Genomic DNA, 17,165 nt, shown 5'->3' with positions numbered 1-17,165 from the left:
ACATTGCTTATAGCCTTGTTTAAAAAGGTATAAGCAATCGCTGCAATAAGAAGTTACTATTTTAAACCTAATTGCCTATATTAAGTCAACCTTTGATTAACTAAATTAAGAATTTAGACACTTTTTACTAAATTTATGTAAATATTTACAACTTCAATTATCATTTTACCCCTAATATTGCATAGTTAATAGTTTAATTAATGGGTATAAATGACGCTATTTTTAGGCTTTAACCGCTATAGCAATAGCCTCAGCCAAATTTTGCACTTCTGTTTCGTTATTTCCTTCCACCATTACGCGAATAAGCGGTTCTGTCCCTGATTTACGGATCAACACTCGTCCATTACTACCAAGTTGTTTTTCTGCTTGCGCTATTGCTGATTTTACCTGAGCGCTATTTAATGGATCATTTTCACCTGAAAACCGAACATTAATTAATACTTGTGGCAGCATTGTCATACCACTGCATAAATCAGCTAACGACATATCATTACGAACCATTGCGGCTAATACCTGTAAGCCAGCTATGATGCCATCACCAGTTGTGGTTTTATCTAATAATAAAACATGCCCCGAATTTTCAGCTCCTAGGCGCCAGTTCTTCTCAACTAACTTTTCAAGCACATAACGGTCACCAACTTTAGCTCGATCAAAAGGAATACCCAGATTTTTAAGTGCTATCTCAAGCCCCATATTGCTCATTAATGTACCAACAACACCACCTTTTAATTGACCTTGCCTTAATGCTTCACGGGCAATGATATAGATAATTAAATCGCCATCAATTTTTTGACCGTTATGATCAACCATAATAATACGATCGCCATCGCCATCTAAGGCAAAACCTAAATTGGCTTTTTCATCAATAACACGTTTAGCAAGTGCTTTAACATCTGTTGCGCCACAGTTTTCGTTGATGTTAACACCATCGGGATCACAGCCAATTTTAATTACTTGTGCGCCAAGTTCTCGTAATACTTTTGGCGCTATGTGATAGGTGGCGCCATTAGCGCAATCAACAACAATTTTAAGTCCTGCTAAACTTAAATTATGATCAAATGTGCTTTTACAAAATTCGATATAACGCCCAGCGGCATCAGTGATACGGCTTGCTCGTCCAAGTTGTTTGGATTCAACGCAATCGATCTCTTTTTCAAGTTCTGCTTCAATTTCTAATTCGATGGCATCATCAAGTTTTTTTCCTTCGGTTGAAAAAAATTTAATACCATTATCATAAAAAGGATTGTGTGAAGCAGAAATAACAACGCCCGCATCAGCACGAAAGGTGCGGGTTAAATAAGCAATAGCAGGGGTTGGCATTGGTCCAGTAAAGGCAGCAGCAACACCTGCCGAGGCAAACCCTGCTTCTAAGGCTGATTCAAGCATATAACCTGAAATACGAGTATCTTTACCGATTAATACTTTTTTAACGCCATCTTTGGCTAGTACACGACCTGCTGCCCAACCTAATTTAAGTGCAAAATCTGGTGTGATAGGATACTGTCCAACTTTCCCTCTAATCCCATCTGTACCAAAATATTTTCGATTAGACATTCTATTTCCTCATACTAACATTTGTTATTTTTAACCACTTTGTTAAACAGTAATGCTTTGTTCTAAAACTATATAACACTGTTTTTTGATAAAAAGTATATTTTTAACTTGTAAAAAACTTTCAGGAAAATATACCGTTTAATATAAAGTTACGCTCGATTATCATTAGCAAATTTTAATAACCCTTGGCTCTCTTTGATAAAGCGCTCGGCATAACTGCCAAACCACTGGGTAACTTCATTAAAGTTTTTTATAAACTTAGTTTTGTCTCGTTGTTCAATTAAATTTACCATTTCCCCAAAACATTTATAATAACGCTTGATTAATTCAATGTTATCATCAGATGCCATGATAATATCAGCATAAAGTTCGGGATCTTGCGCAAACAGGCGTCCAACCATCATCAGTTCAAGCCGATAGATAGGTGATGATAATGCAATGAGTTGTTCCAAATCCGCTTGTTCACGTTGTAAATTAACACCATATGAAAAAGAGGTAAAATGGCGTAATGCTTGAATGAATGACATACATTTATCATGCTCTTTGGCATCAATCGCACATAAATTGGCGCCCCATATCCGCATTTGCTCAATTAACCATTGATATTTCGCTTGCTCACGTCCATCACAATAAACAATAACTTGTTTAGCCAAATTTGGCACATCAGGACCAAACATTGGGTGCAAACCAACAACAGGTCCTTGATGCTTATCAAGCATTGCTTGGATAGGCTTGGCTTTTATGGATGTAAAATCCGTTAAAATACAATCTTTGGGTAATGATGGTAATTGTTTAATGATGTCACAAGTTTTATTGATCGGCACGGTTACAATAACTGCAATTGCATCGGCAACCACTTCGGCTGCTTGATGCATCGTTTTTGAACCCAATGTTTTAACCTGATAGCCCGATAGCGTAAATAACCGAGCAAATAACCGACCCATTTGTCCATTACCGCCAACAATCACGATGGAACCTTGGCCCGTATAGACTTTTTTAAAGCCCTTGTCGTTTTCTCTAATATAAGATTCACGCATTAAACGGCGTAAAATATCTCCAATTAAAGCAGGAGAAACACCTTGCTCTTCAGCCTCTTGCCGTCTTTTAGCTAGCATAGCGGCTTCACGTTTAGGATCATAAATTGGAATGCCATGTTTGCTTTTTACTTCGCCAACTTCGGCAACTAACGCTAATCGCTTTGTAATTAAAGATAAAATAGATTGATCAACTTCATCGATTTTATCGCGTAAGGCAAGTAGTTCCGTAGACATATTGGGTAGTTCCTTATTATCACAAAGAGTTGCTTTTTCTGTAATAGCTTAACAGTATAACGTATTTTTGGTACGATGCGTATTTAGAACATCAAATACAAGACAATAAATCAACATGAATGTTATCTCATTTAATATTAACAGCCTTCGAGCTCGAATTCACCAATTAGCAGCTATTATTGATAAATATCAGCCAGATGTAATTGGTTTACAAGAAACGAAAGTTCATAATGATCAGTTTCCTATTGCTGAGCTAGAACCATTTGGTTATTACCTAAACTATCACGGGCAAAAAGGACATTACGGAGTTGCTTTACTAACAAAGCAAAAACCGCTGTCGGTGCAATGTGGTTTTCCAACTGATGGGGATGAAGCACAATGCCGTTTAATTATGGCTCAATTACCTACTAATAAAGGCAATTTAACCATAATTAATGGCTATTTTCCGCAAGGTGAAAGTTTACATCATGAAAGTAAATACCCTGCTAAACGTAAGTTTTATCAAGATTTGATTTATCATTTACAAAAGCATCAATTAAATAATCAATTAACTTTAATTATGGGTGATATGAACATCAGCCCGACTGATTTAGATATTGGTATTTCAGAAGAAAGCCGTAAACGTTGGCTTCGTACGGGTAAATGTTCATTTTTACCGCAAGAGCGTGAATGGATGAACAATTTAATGTCACTTGGCTTTATAGATACTTATCGTAACGAACATCCAACAAAGCAAGAATATTCATGGTTTGATTACCGCTCAAAAGGGTTTGAAACAGACACAGGACTTAGGATTGATCTAATTTTAGCTAGCCAAAAATTGCTAGCACATTGTCAACAAACAGGGATTGATTATGCTATTCGGGCAATGGACAAACCCTCAGACCATGCGCCAATTTGGGCTAAATTTGATTTAATATAAATTTGTATCATCGTAATAAAGGATCATCACATGCAAAACAGCTCGGTTTTATCGGTCAAAGATCTTAATCAAATCGTTAAAGATTTACTGTCTGATGCAATTGGGCAGGTCTGGTTAGTGGGCGAAGTTTCTAATTTTTCGCGTCCCTCATCGGGTCATTGGTATTTTTCGTTAAAAGACGATAGCGCACAAGTTCGTTGCGCGATGTTTCGCAACAGTAATTTTCGGGCAGGTTTCACGCCACAAAATGGGCAACAGGTTTTAGTTAGAGCAACAGTAACCTTGTACGAAGCTCGTGGTGAATATCAACTGGTTATTGATAAAATTCAGCCTGCAGGTGCAGGACTATTACAACAAAAATTTGAACAGTTAAAGAAACAGCTTTCAGATGAAGGAATATTTGATGCCATTTATAAAAAGCCACTTCCTGAAAATATCCGCACCGTGGGGATTATTACATCGTCGACAGGCGCAGCGTTGCATGATATTTGCCAGATATTAAAACGTCGTGATCCAAGTTTGCATGTGGTTATCTACCCAACGCAAGTACAAGGTATTGAAGCGGCCGAACAAATTGCCAAAATGATTCAAATCGCCAACATTCGTAAAGAGTGTGATGTCTTAATTGTTGGACGGGGTGGCGGATCGATTGAAGATTTATGGTCATTTAACGAAGAAATCGTTGCAAGGGCTATATTTGCAAGTCAATTACCGATTGTCAGTGCCGTTGGGCATGAAATTGATTTTACCATTGCTGATTTTGTTGCTGATGTTAGAGCGGCAACACCATCGGCTGCTGCCGAACTAGTTAGCCAAGATAGCCTAGCGCAAGTTAAGCGCTTGCAAGTTCAACAGCAGCATTTATCCATGGCAATGGATTATTATTTAATGCAATGCCGAGAAAAGCTCAATAAATGGCGACACCAATTACAGACTCAACATCCACAAACAAAGCTAGAAAAACAATTAAATCAACTTTTAGCTTATCGCCATTCATTATCTGAAAATATTCAGCAATATTTTCTCAGACTATCAAATCGCCATAATTCACTCGATAAAAGACTATTACGAGTATCTCCACAAAATAATATTACCTATTTAGGGCAACTTACTTGGCAAAAACAGCAACAATTAATTAATTTAATTAAACAAAAGTTAATAAAATCACAACATCAATTTGTTTTACAAACCTCTCAACTTAACAACGTTAGTCCGTTAGCTACTCTTGAACGAGGTTATTCTGTTACGACAAATCAAAATAACACAGTGGTTCGCTTTCCTGAACAAGTAGCTGTTGGTGAATTAATTATTACAAAGCTAAAAAAAGGCAGTATTGTTAGTCAAATTACTAAAATCGATAAGTAGTTTATAAATCGTTTATTACTAAGTGTTTAGCTGATTTTTGCAATTCCAGTGATCATTAGTATATAATCTAAACAATGTGAAATTATTATGTTATTCAGTGAGTTTATGCATTATCCAATCGGTATTGATTTAGGTACGACAAACAGTTTAATTTGTATTTGGCAAGATGGCAAACCAGTTCTTATTCCTAATTCAATTGGTGAAGTTGTTACACCATCTGCAGTAAGTGTTGATGAAGACGATTCTATTTTAGTTGGACACGCAGCGTTGTCTCGTTTAACTACACATCCCAATCGTAGTGCAGCGGCTTTTAAACGTTTTTTAGGCTCAAATAAAGTGTTTGAATTAGGAGACAAAAAGTTTACACCGACTGAACTTTCAGCCATGGTTTTAAAATCACTTAAAGCTGATGCCGAAGCGTTTTTAAAACAAGAAATTCGTGATGTGGTTATTTCGGTTCCTGCTTATTTTAATGATGAACAGCGCAAGCAAACTAGGTTCGCAGCTGAGTTAGCAGGATTAAATGCAGTGCGTTTAATTAATGAACCAACCGCCGCTGCCATGGCATATGGATTACACGAAGAACAATCGGGCAATACATTAGTATTTGATTTAGGTGGTGGCACATTTGATGTGACTGTACTTGAATATGCCATGCCGATTATTGAAGTGCACGCTTCTGCTGGTGATAACTATTTAGGTGGTGAAGATTTTACCCAAGAGCTTGTTAAAGCTTGCTTAAGTGAATGGAACCTTAAAAAGCAAGATATTCCGACCGATGATTATGCTCGCTTATTAGATTTAGCCGAACAACTAAAATGTCAATTAAATGGTGAACAATCACACACCTTAACTTGGGTTTGGCAAGATAAGCAGTGGCAATTTTCCTTAAACGAAAGCCGAGCAAAAATGTTATGGTTACCACTTCTTAATCGCCTACGAGCACCAATTGAACAGGCATTAAGTGATGCACGCTTAAAGCCTAATCAGCTTGAACATATTGTATTAGTGGGTGGATCATCACAATTGGGTGTGGTACGTGAGCTAGTGACCAAATTATTTGGTAAATTACCGTATCGCCATATCAATCCGACAACGATTGTTGCACAAGGAGCCGCAGTTCAAGCGGCTTGTCGATTGCGAAATGCCGATGTTGAAGAAGTCATTTTAACTGATGTGTGCCCTTATACGCTAGGGATTGAAAGTTGTTCAAATAATGTCAGTGGGTTATTTTCCCCCATTATTGAACGTAATACCATTGTACCGACATCAAAAGTAAAAACATTTTACACAACGCACCCTCAGCAAAAAGTGATATGTATTTCGGTTTATCAAGGTGAAAATCCACGCGTTGAAAATAATGTTTTAATTGATGAGTTTGAAGTGCCCCTAACGCCAATGGAAAGAACACAAGGAATTGATGTCCGCTTTAGCTATGATCTAAATGGCTTATTAGAAGTAGACGTTGTTTTGCTTGAAACAGGTAAACAACATGGCAAAGTTATTGATCATAGTCCAATTGGATTAACAGATAAACAAAAACAAGAAAGTCATGATCGCTTGAAAGCACTTAAAATTCACCCTCGCGACGAAATGTCGAATCGTACTTTATTGGCAAGGCTAGAACGTGCATGGGCACAATCATTGGGTGATGAACGACTATTAATTGGATCATATATCGAAGTTTTTATGGAAGCATTAAATAGACAAAATCCTGAAGAAATTAACGAAATTCGTTGTGAAATTGAATCTAATCTACAAGATCTGAATAGATAACCAATAAAATTTAAAAAATATAAAAAGCCCTCTTTTTAGAGATAAAAAACAGGGCTTTATTTTGTTTACTTTTCCTTTTCTTTGGTTGTTTCTTCTACCGGTGGTCCAAAACGGTTAGTGTATTTGACACCAGAAACCCAAAATGGCGCAAAAAAGAAGATAGAAGCCAATATTTCGGCCACAAAACCGATGATCGGTTCACCTTTATCGATATCATTAAAACGTCGTTTTAAAGCAAAAACCATATTGGTTACAGCAATAGAATAACAAATCATAGAAAAAGTAGGACTATTCAATTCAAAATTGTTGTTAAATACGGTCATCAATCCTAACACAATGAAGCTACAACATAATTGTATAATAAAACCTTTTATATTAGTTCGCCCTTTCCAACGCCAAAACTGCCACCATTTATTTTTAGGTAATGGCTGTGATTCCAGTATTTGTCGATTTTCACGATGTTTTGCTATAAGCAATGCCGCACAAAGCCGTAAGACTAAATCATTGTCACTGTTGTTTTTAAACTTGTCTAACATTTCAAGTTCATCGTTATCACATATACCGTAATAGTTAGACAAACGTTCAGCAAGCATTATTATTTTATCAATTTGTTTGATATAATTGTATTTTTTTTGGCTATTAGAAGATGGTATAATCCAACTATCTTGCAGATCTTTGGCTATTTCTATTAACTCTTTATTATCACCAGTAATATCTTGTAACATTGTATCTAATTTATTTTTTTGCTCAGGTTTATTTAATACAATTATGTATAACAACATTAAATAAATTGGATTTTTATTTGCCAGTTTTTGTGCCCATGTATACTCCATTTTTTGCGCAATATCGTCAAAATCAATAAGGTGAGGCGCATCAATAAACCATTCAATCGAATTTGGATAATTATTTAAAACACTATTAATTAGTCCACTATCATTATTAATTAGGTTATATAGCTCAGTATCATTTTGCCAATTACCATGCTTAAATATCTCTATTAATGGTTTAAATGGGTTATTTTCATCAATAATAAAAGTATTATTTTCTTGTCGAAGAAATTTTGCTGTTTCTACTGGTTTACAAGTAATTGCAATTACTAATAAATAACAACGATACCATTGCCAATAAGCTTCTTTATTATTAGCAATAACCGAAGGATCTGGAGATTTTGGTAGTTGATAATAATCATTAAATTTTAAGAACGTAATCCAGTCAAACATTTCCATATTTGCATAAGAAAGACTTTGATATAAATGTAATTTAGCAATATCAGGAATATCTCTGAATCTATCTAGCCATAAACGGGCATATAAAACTAGCTTGCCATTCTCTTCGGGATCAAATTGAGGTGGAAGTTGCGCATTTTCATTATTATCAAATAACCATGCTTTAAATTCTTGCACGGGTGAAAGTTCTGCAAGCCATGCAAGATGTTGTCGTGCTTGGCGTTGCAAATGTTGCAAAATAAATTGTTCAAATGGATCATCGCTGTGATCGTCTAAAATTTCTTGTAATAATACTTCATTACCGTGGCGCAACATAATGGCATGTCGGTATAAACGATATAATCGATTATTGCCGTCATCGAGTAACAATATTGATAAGACTTGTTTATAACTCCAGCTTATATTCAAGGCCCAGTTAACAAAGTCGACAATTTCTTTTGGATACTCATCGATATTCTCTAATGCGGCTAATCGTGCTGTTGTGGTTGCTGTGATTTGCGGAATAGTATGCAAATAGTTTTCTGTTTTATCGGTAGCGACACAATAACTATTATTTAGCGCCATAACTAATAATGGAAAGTAATTTTTTTCAAAATAAGTACACCACCCCGCTATCCAGCTTTCTGCTTTTTGTTGATAATGGCCTGAATAATACAACTCTAACCAAGCTTGTAAGGCATTTTGTTTGTCTTCGAGCAAAGTATATTGGATAGCGGCAATATATTTCCACTCGATAATAATATCTTCGTCTTCATCGCCTTCGGCAATACATTTTAAAGCATAATCTAAAATAGATTGATTCTTTAAGCTCGCAGTACTATGCCAATGAGCAAATTCGAGCATAAATTTCTTATCATCAGGAAGATAAATAACGGTATCTTGAGCTAAAAATGCATAAACATTTTCCGCTCTACGCTCCCAAAATAACCATTTGGCATTATATATATAATCGATAGTTGCATTTTGTAGTGTTTTATTGGTTGTTGGCAAGCATGTGTAATCAAATAAATCACCGCGATCAATGTGATTTAAATAATTATCATATATTTCATATTCATCAGTGAATTGTGTCATGAGTTGCTGACGCCAGCGTAAATTATCGGCTAAAATTTTGACACATGACTCCGATATATTTGTTGTTTCGTAACTTAATTCTAATAGTCGCCATTTGACTGAATCAATAACCGCCATTGGATAGTCATAGAATGAACCGATAAATTTTTGCCATTCATCAATGTTATAGCATCGCATTGGATCGGTTAACAGTGCTTGATAAGCCTCGCAAATTTCATTTGCTTTGATTTGTTCTTCTGTTAGTTGTGGCGCTGCTTGTACTGAATTCTCTGTCATTTCATCAACAGCTATTTCGGGCGATTTAGCATAATTCATTGCCGATTCATACGCTTCACGCAGTGCTTTAAAACCATCGGGATCCGTTTCAGGATGATATAAAGGTAACTTTACACGATATGCTTGACGAATAACCGTGGTGTCAGTTGTTTTTTCGATGCCTAATAATTGCCAAAAATTTGTACTCATGACCAATCATACTCCGCTAATGATTCTGGTTTTTCTAGTTCGTCGATATCAATATACCAAGGCAATCGATTACAAGGCGAATCCTCGTCGTTAATTAATATTTTCATGGTATGTGTTTGTGATGCTCGGGTTAATTCACAGCGTAATGCTTCAAGATCTTCTTTATTGTTGAGTGTTTCCCAATATTGAAATCCAATCGACCAACCAGCAAAGTAGTGGTGCCAAGAGCTATAAAAATACTGGGAACGCTCGGCAATTCTTGAAAAAATCCATAGTGCTTCTTCTTCGCTAATATATTTATTAGTCGTGCCATTGCGTAGCAAATATCCCATACGGGCATAATCCCAACTACGAATGCCACCATAGCCGCATACACAAAAAGTTTGTTCAACAAACGTCAGTAATACTTTTTGGTAATCATCTTGTGCTTGGTAATAATCACGCCATTGTGATTCAGAAAATCGAGAGTACATTGCATAATATCGAGATAACATTGGCGCATGGCCATCATCAACCATATCAAACACACAGTTTAGTAGTTTTTGTCGAGAATCTATTCCCCAATCATCCTCCATATCAACAAATGTTCTGTCAGGATAAAAAGATGGTGAAGTATAACTTGCACCATATCTCTTATTTAAAGCAACCATTGGCGCAGATAACCCATATAGCCAATCGACACAATCTTGATTCATATTTGTATTCCAATCATTTAATTTATTTTATTTATTATCAAAAGATAGCAGATTTTTATTCAAATAAAAATTGAAATTCGAGTAAAAGTTATGATGATGTTACGTTTAATGAAATGTTAAATATTTTACATCTAGCATAAATTATAAAATTATTTTGCAAATCAACTTCTACAAGGCATAATAAAGCCAAATATATTGGAATTTGATTATTACAGGGTAATAAGTCATAAGGAGTTATAATGAAAAAGATCGCCTTAATGGTAATGTTAATTTCTTGTACATTAATATTACAAGGCTGCGTTGCTGCCGTTATAGGGGTTGGTGCAGGGGCTACGGCAAAAGTTGCCACAGATCCTCGTACTGCGGGTACTCAAGTTGATGATACAACACTTAGTTCACGCATGAGTATGAAAATTAAAAATAATGGGCCACTCTTTATTGGATCGCGCATTATTACAAGTAGTTATAATGGCAATATTCTTTTAACTGGGCAAGCAAATAACGAACAAGCTGAAAAAGCTCAAAGCCTTGCTTATCAAGTTGAAGGAGTGAAAAAAGTCTATAACCAAATTCGTATCGGAGAGCCTGTTGGTGCTGGGACAATTACTAATGATGCTTGGATAACCACTCAAGTTAAATCTCAACTAATTTTAGATTCGCAAACCAAAGCACGCAATATTAAAGTTGTTACTGAAAATAGTGAAGTATTTTTAATTGGTATTGTCACATCACAAGAAGGTAAAACAGCAGCAGAGCTGGCAAGTAAAGTTCAGGGTGTGAAGAAAGTTGTCACCCTATTTACTGATATTAACCAATCACAAAAAAGAGACTAAAAATAGGGGGCCAATTAGCCTCCCCTGATTGATGACAAAGAACTCGCTTTTTGGCGAGTTCTTTGATCTAATAGAGAGGAGTTCATTATTAAAAGGAATTCTTCTATGCTAAAAAAACCAACTCTAGCGACACCAGAAAAATAGAGCAAATCTCGTTAGATGCGCTTAATCAAGCCATCAACGAAGAAAGAGAATTAAATGGAAAAAAGCTTTAAAGCCATCGACGGTAGAGAAATATAAGGATGTCAAAGTCAGTACAACCGATCCGGACAGTGGCTTTATGCATCGGGAAGGTAAGCCTAAAGGGTTCTTCTACTTAGATCACCGAACGGTTGATGGCAAACATAATTTAATTACAGATACCCATGCTACTACAATTTAGGGGAAGAGCACAGGTTTAAATGCAGTGTTTATTGGCCGCAACGGCTCAAAATATCAAGAAAATAGCGATAAAGCTATTTTTGTTACATTTCTTTAGGCTATTTTTTAATTATTTAATAAAATCCAAATTAAAAATTCCATCCACAATATAATAACTTAGAAATCATGCAATTGTTCTTAATAAACAATAAAATGCTCGTTTTTGATACAGAATAATGTTAATTTATTTGCTATATTTCAATCAATTTAATTAGTTATTATCATGGATATGATTCATTCTTCTGATCTAAAAACGATCATACATTCCAAGCGTGCCAATATTTATTATTTAGAGCATTGCCGTGTTTTGGTTAATGGCGGGCGAGTCGAATATGTCACTGAGCAAGGTCAACAATCGTTATATTGGAATATCCCAATAGCTAATACTACCTGTATTTTATTAGGCACGGGAACATCATTAACGCAAGCGGCAGTGCGAGAGCTTTCACGGGCAGGTGTCATGATTGGCTTTTGTGGTGGAGGCGGAACGCCTCTATTTTCATCAACCGAATCTGAATTCGCTTGTCAATTTTTTTCGCCACAAAGTGAATATCGCCCGACAGAATATCTACAAAGCTGGTGTCAATTTTGGTTTGATGATGAACGTCGATTACAAGCAGCTAAATTATTGCAACAAACACGGCTTAATATTATTAGTGAGTGTTGGCCGCAATTTGATTGGGATATTGATAAAACGCAGTTGGCGCATATTCTTACTGATGCAACAGAACAATTTACCGATGTTGATAATAGCCAAGCACTTTTAGCCGCAGAAGGGCGAATTAGCAAACGTCTTTATAGCATGGCAAATCAATTAACCTTACAAGATGACAAATTTAAACGAGAACAAGGCACACGAGGCAAGCGTCATGATCCCGCTAATCAATTTTTAGATCATGGTAACTATTTAGCTTATGGACTCGGCGCAACGGCTTGTTGGGTGTTAGGTCTCCCTCATGGACTTGCTATTTTACACGGAAAAACTCGCCGGGGTGGATTAGTTTTTGATGCGGCAGATATTATTAAAGATGGCATTGTATTACCTCAGGCCTTTTTATCAGCCAAACAAGGCGATAGTGAAAAAGAATTTCGTATGGCATGTATTGCGCAATTTGCTCAATCAGGTGCACTTGATAGGATTATTGATACTTTAAAACAGATAGCAGATCAAATATGAATATTTTACTTGTTAGTCAATGCAAAAAAAATGCCTTAACCGAAACAAGGCGGATTATCGATCAGTTCGCTGAGCGCTGCGGTGAACGAACATGGCAAAGCCCAATGACCGAAGCAGGGTTACAAACGCTCTATAAATTATTACGCAAAACTGCACGAAAAAATACTGCTGTTGCATGTTATTGGACACATGGTAAAAATTTAACTGATCTTTTGTGGATTGTGGGCGATCGCAGTCAGTTTAATCAAGAGGGACGAGTCCCAACTAATCGTACTAAACGTAATATTTTACGCAGTGACAGCGAAAATTGTTGGCAATATGCAACCACCATTCAATTAATTACAACCATAGCGGCACTACTTCATGATTTAGGTAAAGCAACGATTGGTTTTCAATCTAAATTACGAGCAGAAACGGCTGTGGCGGCTGATCCTTACCGACATGAATGGATTTCGTTACAATTATTTTTATTAATGATTCAAGACTGCACCACGAACGAAGCCTTATTTGATCGATTAGCGAATTTTACTGAATATCGACAACAGAATCCTAATTGGTACAAACAGCTCACCCAAGTCGAAAAAAATGATCTTACTCAACTACCTTTATTGGCACAATGGATTGCGTGGCTCATTGTGTCGCATCATCGAATGCCGTTTTTACCGGATTCATTAACGGGTGATATTAAAAATTTACAGAAAATAGATTTTGATATATCTGGTTTAACTATCCGAAGTTTTTATAAAACATTTAAGGCAATTGATAAATGGGTTAAAAATAGTCATAGTCAACATACTTCACCCGATGATTTTTGGCAGCTTAAGAGCGATATTACCTTAAGCCAGCTTTGGCTGAAAAAACTAAGCCGTTATGCAACCAAAGCCCTAAATCATGTTCCCTTAATGCAATTGTCTAATATTGACGCGTTTTTATTGCATATTTCACGTTTAAGCTTAATGGTGGCTGATCATAACTACTCAAGTTTATCTTTATCAAATGACGAGGCAAAAAAAAATAGGGCAATACTGATTGCCAACACAAATTACCAAAAAGAAGCCAAACAGTGTTTGGATGATCATTTGGTCGGTGTTGCTAATTTTTCAGCCCGTTTTGCTCGTTTATTACCTAAAATAACCACGGAATTACCTGCAATCAATCAACATAAACCTTTTACCAAACGAACAACTATAAAACGATTTCAATGGCAAAATCATGCTTTTGATTTAGCAAAAAGTTATCAAAATGTCTCCGATGAATGTGGCTTTTTTGGTGTTAATATGGCATCGACTGGCTGTGGTAAAACCTTAGCCAATGGGCGGATTATGTATGCGCTTTCAAATCCAAAACGGGGCGTGCGTTTTACCATTGCATTGGGATTACGTGTTTTAACGTTGCAAACAGGTAAAGCATTAAGAGAAAGATTACACTTAAGTGATGAACATCTGGCGATTTTAGTGGGTGGGCGAGCCACAAAAACCTTGTTTGAACTGAGTAATGAAAACATTGAACAAAACGATTCAGAAAACCAAGGTAGTGAATCTATCGAATCGTTACTTGATGAATATCTTGATGTAGCAGAAAGTGGTATTGCGGATTGTGAATTAGGGACAATTATCGAAGACAGTAAAGCACGGCAATTACTTTATGCGCCCATTGTGACATGCACTATTGACCATATTATTCAAGCTAGCGAATGTACCCGAGGCGGTAAATATATTGCACCCACGTTAAGATTGTTAACCTCAGATCTGATTTTAGATGAGCCGGATGATTTTGATCAACACGACTTGCCAGCGCTAGCGCGTTTAGTGCATTTAGCTGGATTGTTTGGGAGCAAAGTACTGCTGTCATCGGCGACCTTAACGCCAGATTTAATTGCCGGATTATTTGATGCTTACCAAGCAGGACGAAAAATTTGGAATCAAAATAACCAATATGCCGATAATACCATTGTATGTGGTTGGTTTGATGAATATGAACAGTCGATATCACAAATTGCTGATACTAAAACGTTTCGAGATCACCATCAACAATTTGTAGCAATGCGCATTCATCAATTAGCACAAAGCGCAATCCGTCGTCAAGGGCATATTTTAGATCTACTAAATTACCAAGAAAATAAAACAGAAAACCAAAAAATTAATTATGGTGTGCTAGCTAAACAATTATTAGATCAAGCTTATCAATTTCACCAAGATCATCATCAAATTGATAAAACATCACAAAAAAAGGTAAGTATCGGTTTAATGCGTTTTGCCCATACAGAAGATGTTATTTCACTTACCGAACAAATTTATGCACAAAAGAAGTTACCTAGTGATACTGCTTTTCATATCGTGGTTTATCATGCTCGACAACTGCTGTTATTGCGTAGCCAGTTAGAAGAAAAACTTGATAGAATTTTAAATCGCAGTGATGAACAGGCACTATTTAACCAACCTGAAATTTGTCAAGCTATAAAAGGTAGCAAGAAAGAAAATCATATCTTTATTGTGATTGGCACACCAGTCACCGAAGTCGGGCGTGATCACGATTATGATTGGGCGATTGTCGAACCATCATCCATGCGCTCTATTATTCAGTTAGTAGGGCGAGTATGGCGTCACCGACCACAAAAAATTGCACAAAAGGCCAATGTGGCCATATTAGGCTCGAATTTAAAAGCGATTGAATCTAATTATCGTACGGATAAAGCCTGTTTTACTAAACCAGGTTTTGAAGAAAAGCCATTATTCTTGCTGAAAACCCATAAAACAAATGAACTAATTCCAGCTTATCAGTTAGTTAATATAGATGCGGTTCCACGTATTAAGTCTTGCCCTGAAGATGGGCTAACGCTAGCTGAATTAGAACATAAGGTCATGGCAGATCTCTTTGCGATTAATGCCCGTAAAAGTAATTATGTCACCAGCTATTGGCAACAAGGCTTAGCCCATCACCATTGTGTGCATTTACAGGCGATTTCGCCATTTAGAGGGAATGATAAGACACAAGATGAATATATTTGCCAACTCGACGACGATGGCGATTATCAATTTAGCTATGCAGATATCGCATGGCAAACACCAGATGAGTGCTGCGAAGATACACAAAATAGTATAATTGAATATAAAAACTGGTCATTTGCTAATCCTAATATTCAACCTTGGTTGGTTAATAGTGTCGAGCAAGCCATAGCAAAAATAACCGAATATTTCCCAAATAAAACGCCATATCGATTAGCGAATGAATTTTGTAGCGTAAGCTTATATCGTAATAGCAGTTGGTATTTTCATCCTTATTTAGGATTTTATGAAAAGAAAGGATAAAAGAATATTGTTTTTATACTGAAACACATAGTTACCTGAAACTTTTTGACAAAATATCGTCAGGTGAATAATGGTTGCTAGTAAAAGGTAGGGAATTCTTTTATACTGGTTCACACTACTGTATAAGTAGTTTAGAAATATTAAATTCTTTTCAAATATTGATTTATACATTCTACATTCACCGCCGAATAGGCGGTTTTCATTCTTAGTTATTAATTTATGTTTTTTTAAATTTAATTAACCCTATTAAATTCTTTTAAAATTATAAATGTATTGATTTGGCTTTTTCATATAGATATATTACAAAAATGTAATTTTATTTTTTGTAACAGCGCATTACAAAATCGAAGTGTTAAATATAGAGAAAATTCAGATATTCACGCATCTGAAGTATAAACTTTAACAGCGATAAATAACAAAAAGTTATGTAATTATTTATAGTTAGTTATGATTCTGTATAAGCGGTTTAGAAATATTAAATTATTTTTGAACACTAATTTATATAATTCACTTTATAATATATATTCTATTATTAATCAATAAATTATTTATGTTTTGTTGGTTTTGCTACCCCTATTATAATCTATTCAAAATTAAATTTGTTGACTTATCTTTTTTATATAGTTATATTACATAAATGTAATGTTAAGTTACATAACAACGTACTACAAAATTGTAGTATTAAATACAAAAAAACCCCAGATATTGCCGCATCTGAGGTTTAGAATTTTATCAACCGCGCATAATAGGAAGACAAAACTATGTCTAAGAATAAAGTTTTAAAAATTCAATGTCAAATTTTAATTGAAAATATTAAGTTAAAAAAATTCGATATTAATACTTCAGCAGCTAATGATGAAGTAAATATCGAATTTTCTCATCAAATTAATGATTATTCAATTCGAGATCTAATGAAAATTCTAAATATTTCGACGATTAAAGAAGTCAAATATTTAATTAAAAATTTAGAACTAGAACAATCTAAGTATCGCTCTTTAAATTCTCATAAAAAATGGGTTTATAACAACAATGCATTAAATATATTGAAGTTATATTTAAAATATAAAGCAGCATAGCAT

Annotated in this window: 11 protein-coding genes and 1 pseudogene; 8 read left to right on the top strand and 4 right to left on the bottom strand. The window is 35.5% G+C overall.

What is annotated here, in order from left to right; translation table 11 throughout:
- Nucleotides 1-222: 222 nt before the first annotated feature.
- Nucleotides 223-1,554, bottom strand: coding sequence for a phosphoglucosamine mutase (gene glmM, locus A9G35_RS05170; RefSeq protein ID WP_065635970.1), 1,332 nt, complete (start codon nucleotides 1,552-1,554; stop codon nucleotides 223-225).
- 149 nt (nucleotides 1,555-1,703) lie between these two features.
- A complete protein-coding gene (tyrA, locus tag A9G35_RS05165) occupies nucleotides 1,704-2,825 on the bottom strand; it encodes a bifunctional chorismate mutase/prephenate dehydrogenase (protein ID WP_065635969.1) in 1,122 nt (373 codons plus the stop codon).
- Between the two features lie 115 nt (nucleotides 2,826-2,940).
- Between tyrA and xthA the strand changes: the two genes are divergently transcribed.
- The 3 genes from xthA (at nucleotide 2,941) to A9G35_RS05150 (ending at nucleotide 6,888) form a co-directional block, all read left to right on the top strand.
- A complete protein-coding gene (gene xthA, locus A9G35_RS05160) occupies nucleotides 2,941-3,747 on the top strand; it encodes an exodeoxyribonuclease III (protein ID WP_065635968.1) in 807 nt (268 codons plus the stop codon).
- Between the two features lie 30 nt (nucleotides 3,748-3,777).
- Complete coding sequence (gene xseA / locus A9G35_RS05155) at nucleotides 3,778-5,112, top strand: exodeoxyribonuclease VII large subunit (RefSeq protein WP_065635967.1); 1,335 nt, start codon at nucleotides 3,778-3,780, stop codon at nucleotides 5,110-5,112.
- Between the two features lie 105 nt (nucleotides 5,113-5,217).
- Nucleotides 5,218-6,888 carry a molecular chaperone HscC gene (locus A9G35_RS05150; protein ID WP_176701385.1) on the top strand — a complete coding sequence of 557 codons (1,671 nt, stop codon included), beginning with the start codon at nucleotides 5,218-5,220 and terminating at the stop codon, nucleotides 6,886-6,888.
- 65 nt (nucleotides 6,889-6,953) lie between these two features.
- Here the strand turns inward: A9G35_RS05150 and A9G35_RS05145 are convergent, their stop codons facing one another.
- Nucleotides 6,954-9,653: a hypothetical protein gene (locus A9G35_RS05145; protein WP_065635965.1), complete on the bottom strand. Its 2,700-nt coding sequence runs from the start codon at nucleotides 9,651-9,653 to the stop codon at nucleotides 6,954-6,956.
- Nucleotides 9,650-10,348, bottom strand: a complete 699-nt coding sequence (locus A9G35_RS05140; protein WP_065635964.1) for a DUF1266 domain-containing protein — start codon at nucleotides 10,346-10,348, stop codon at nucleotides 9,650-9,652. The genes A9G35_RS05145 and A9G35_RS05140 overlap by 4 nt, the downstream gene beginning before the upstream one ends.
- 239 nt (nucleotides 10,349-10,587) lie before the next feature.
- Here A9G35_RS05140 and dolP point away from each other — a divergent pair, with 239 nt between their 5' ends.
- The 5 genes and pseudogenes from dolP (at nucleotide 10,588) to A9G35_RS05120 (ending at nucleotide 17,162) form a co-directional block, all read left to right on the top strand.
- Complete coding sequence (gene dolP / locus A9G35_RS05135; protein ID WP_065635963.1) at nucleotides 10,588-11,181, top strand: division/outer membrane stress-associated lipid-binding lipoprotein; 594 nt, start codon at nucleotides 10,588-10,590, stop codon at nucleotides 11,179-11,181.
- A 202-nt stretch (nucleotides 11,182-11,383) separates the two neighbouring features.
- Nucleotides 11,384-11,554, top strand: a pseudogene (locus tag A9G35_RS13130) (IS5/IS1182 family transposase); the annotation flags it as partial.
- A 270-nt stretch (nucleotides 11,555-11,824) separates the two neighbouring features.
- Complete coding sequence (cas1f, locus tag A9G35_RS05130; protein ID WP_065635962.1) at nucleotides 11,825-12,778, top strand: type I-F CRISPR-associated endonuclease Cas1f; 954 nt, start codon at nucleotides 11,825-11,827, stop codon at nucleotides 12,776-12,778.
- Nucleotides 12,775-16,086 carry a type I-F CRISPR-associated helicase Cas3f gene (cas3f, locus tag A9G35_RS05125; RefSeq protein WP_065635961.1) on the top strand — a complete coding sequence of 1,104 codons (3,312 nt, stop codon included), beginning with the start codon at nucleotides 12,775-12,777 and terminating at the stop codon, nucleotides 16,084-16,086. The genes cas1f and cas3f overlap by 4 nt, the downstream gene beginning before the upstream one ends.
- A gap of 761 nt (nucleotides 16,087-16,847) precedes the next feature.
- Nucleotides 16,848-17,162 carry a hypothetical protein gene (locus tag A9G35_RS05120; protein ID WP_065635960.1) on the top strand — a complete coding sequence of 105 codons (315 nt, stop codon included), beginning with the start codon at nucleotides 16,848-16,850 and terminating at the stop codon, nucleotides 17,160-17,162.
- Nucleotides 17,163-17,165 lie beyond the last annotated feature (3 nt).

The sequence above is a fragment of the Gilliamella sp. Choc5-1 genome (assembly GCF_001690595.1).
Lineage (GTDB): Bacteria > Pseudomonadota > Gammaproteobacteria > Enterobacterales > Orbaceae > Gilliamella > Gilliamella apicola_M.
Note: the sequence above shows the minus strand (reverse complement) of the source record. Positions and strands in the feature narration are given on the sequence as shown.

Excerpts from the sequence above, each read along its gene's own strand:
- glmM (WP_065635970.1), bottom strand. The coding sequence starts at position 1,554 with ATGTCTAATCGAAAATATTTTGGTACAGATGGGATTAGAGGGAAAGTT.
- tyrA (WP_065635969.1), bottom strand. The coding sequence starts at position 2,825 with ATGTCTACGGAACTACTTGCCTTACGCGATAAAATCGATGAAGTTGAT.
- xthA (WP_065635968.1), top strand. The coding sequence starts at position 2,941 with ATGAATGTTATCTCATTTAATATTAACAGCCTTCGAGCTCGAATTCAC.
- xseA (WP_065635967.1), top strand. The coding sequence starts at position 3,778 with ATGCAAAACAGCTCGGTTTTATCGGTCAAAGATCTTAATCAAATCGTT.
- A9G35_RS05150 (WP_176701385.1), top strand. The coding sequence starts at position 5,218 with ATGCATTATCCAATCGGTATTGATTTAGGTACGACAAACAGTTTAATT.
- A9G35_RS05145 (WP_065635965.1), bottom strand. The coding sequence starts at position 9,653 with ATGAGTACAAATTTTTGGCAATTATTAGGCATCGAAAAAACAACTGAC.
- A9G35_RS05140 (WP_065635964.1), bottom strand. The coding sequence starts at position 10,348 with ATGAATCAAGATTGTGTCGATTGGCTATATGGGTTATCTGCGCCAATG.
- dolP (WP_065635963.1), top strand. The coding sequence starts at position 10,588 with ATGAAAAAGATCGCCTTAATGGTAATGTTAATTTCTTGTACATTAATA.
- cas1f (WP_065635962.1), top strand. The coding sequence starts at position 11,825 with ATGGATATGATTCATTCTTCTGATCTAAAAACGATCATACATTCCAAG.
- cas3f (WP_065635961.1), top strand. The coding sequence starts at position 12,775 with ATGAATATTTTACTTGTTAGTCAATGCAAAAAAAATGCCTTAACCGAA.
- A9G35_RS05120 (WP_065635960.1), top strand. The coding sequence starts at position 16,848 with ATGTCTAAGAATAAAGTTTTAAAAATTCAATGTCAAATTTTAATTGAA.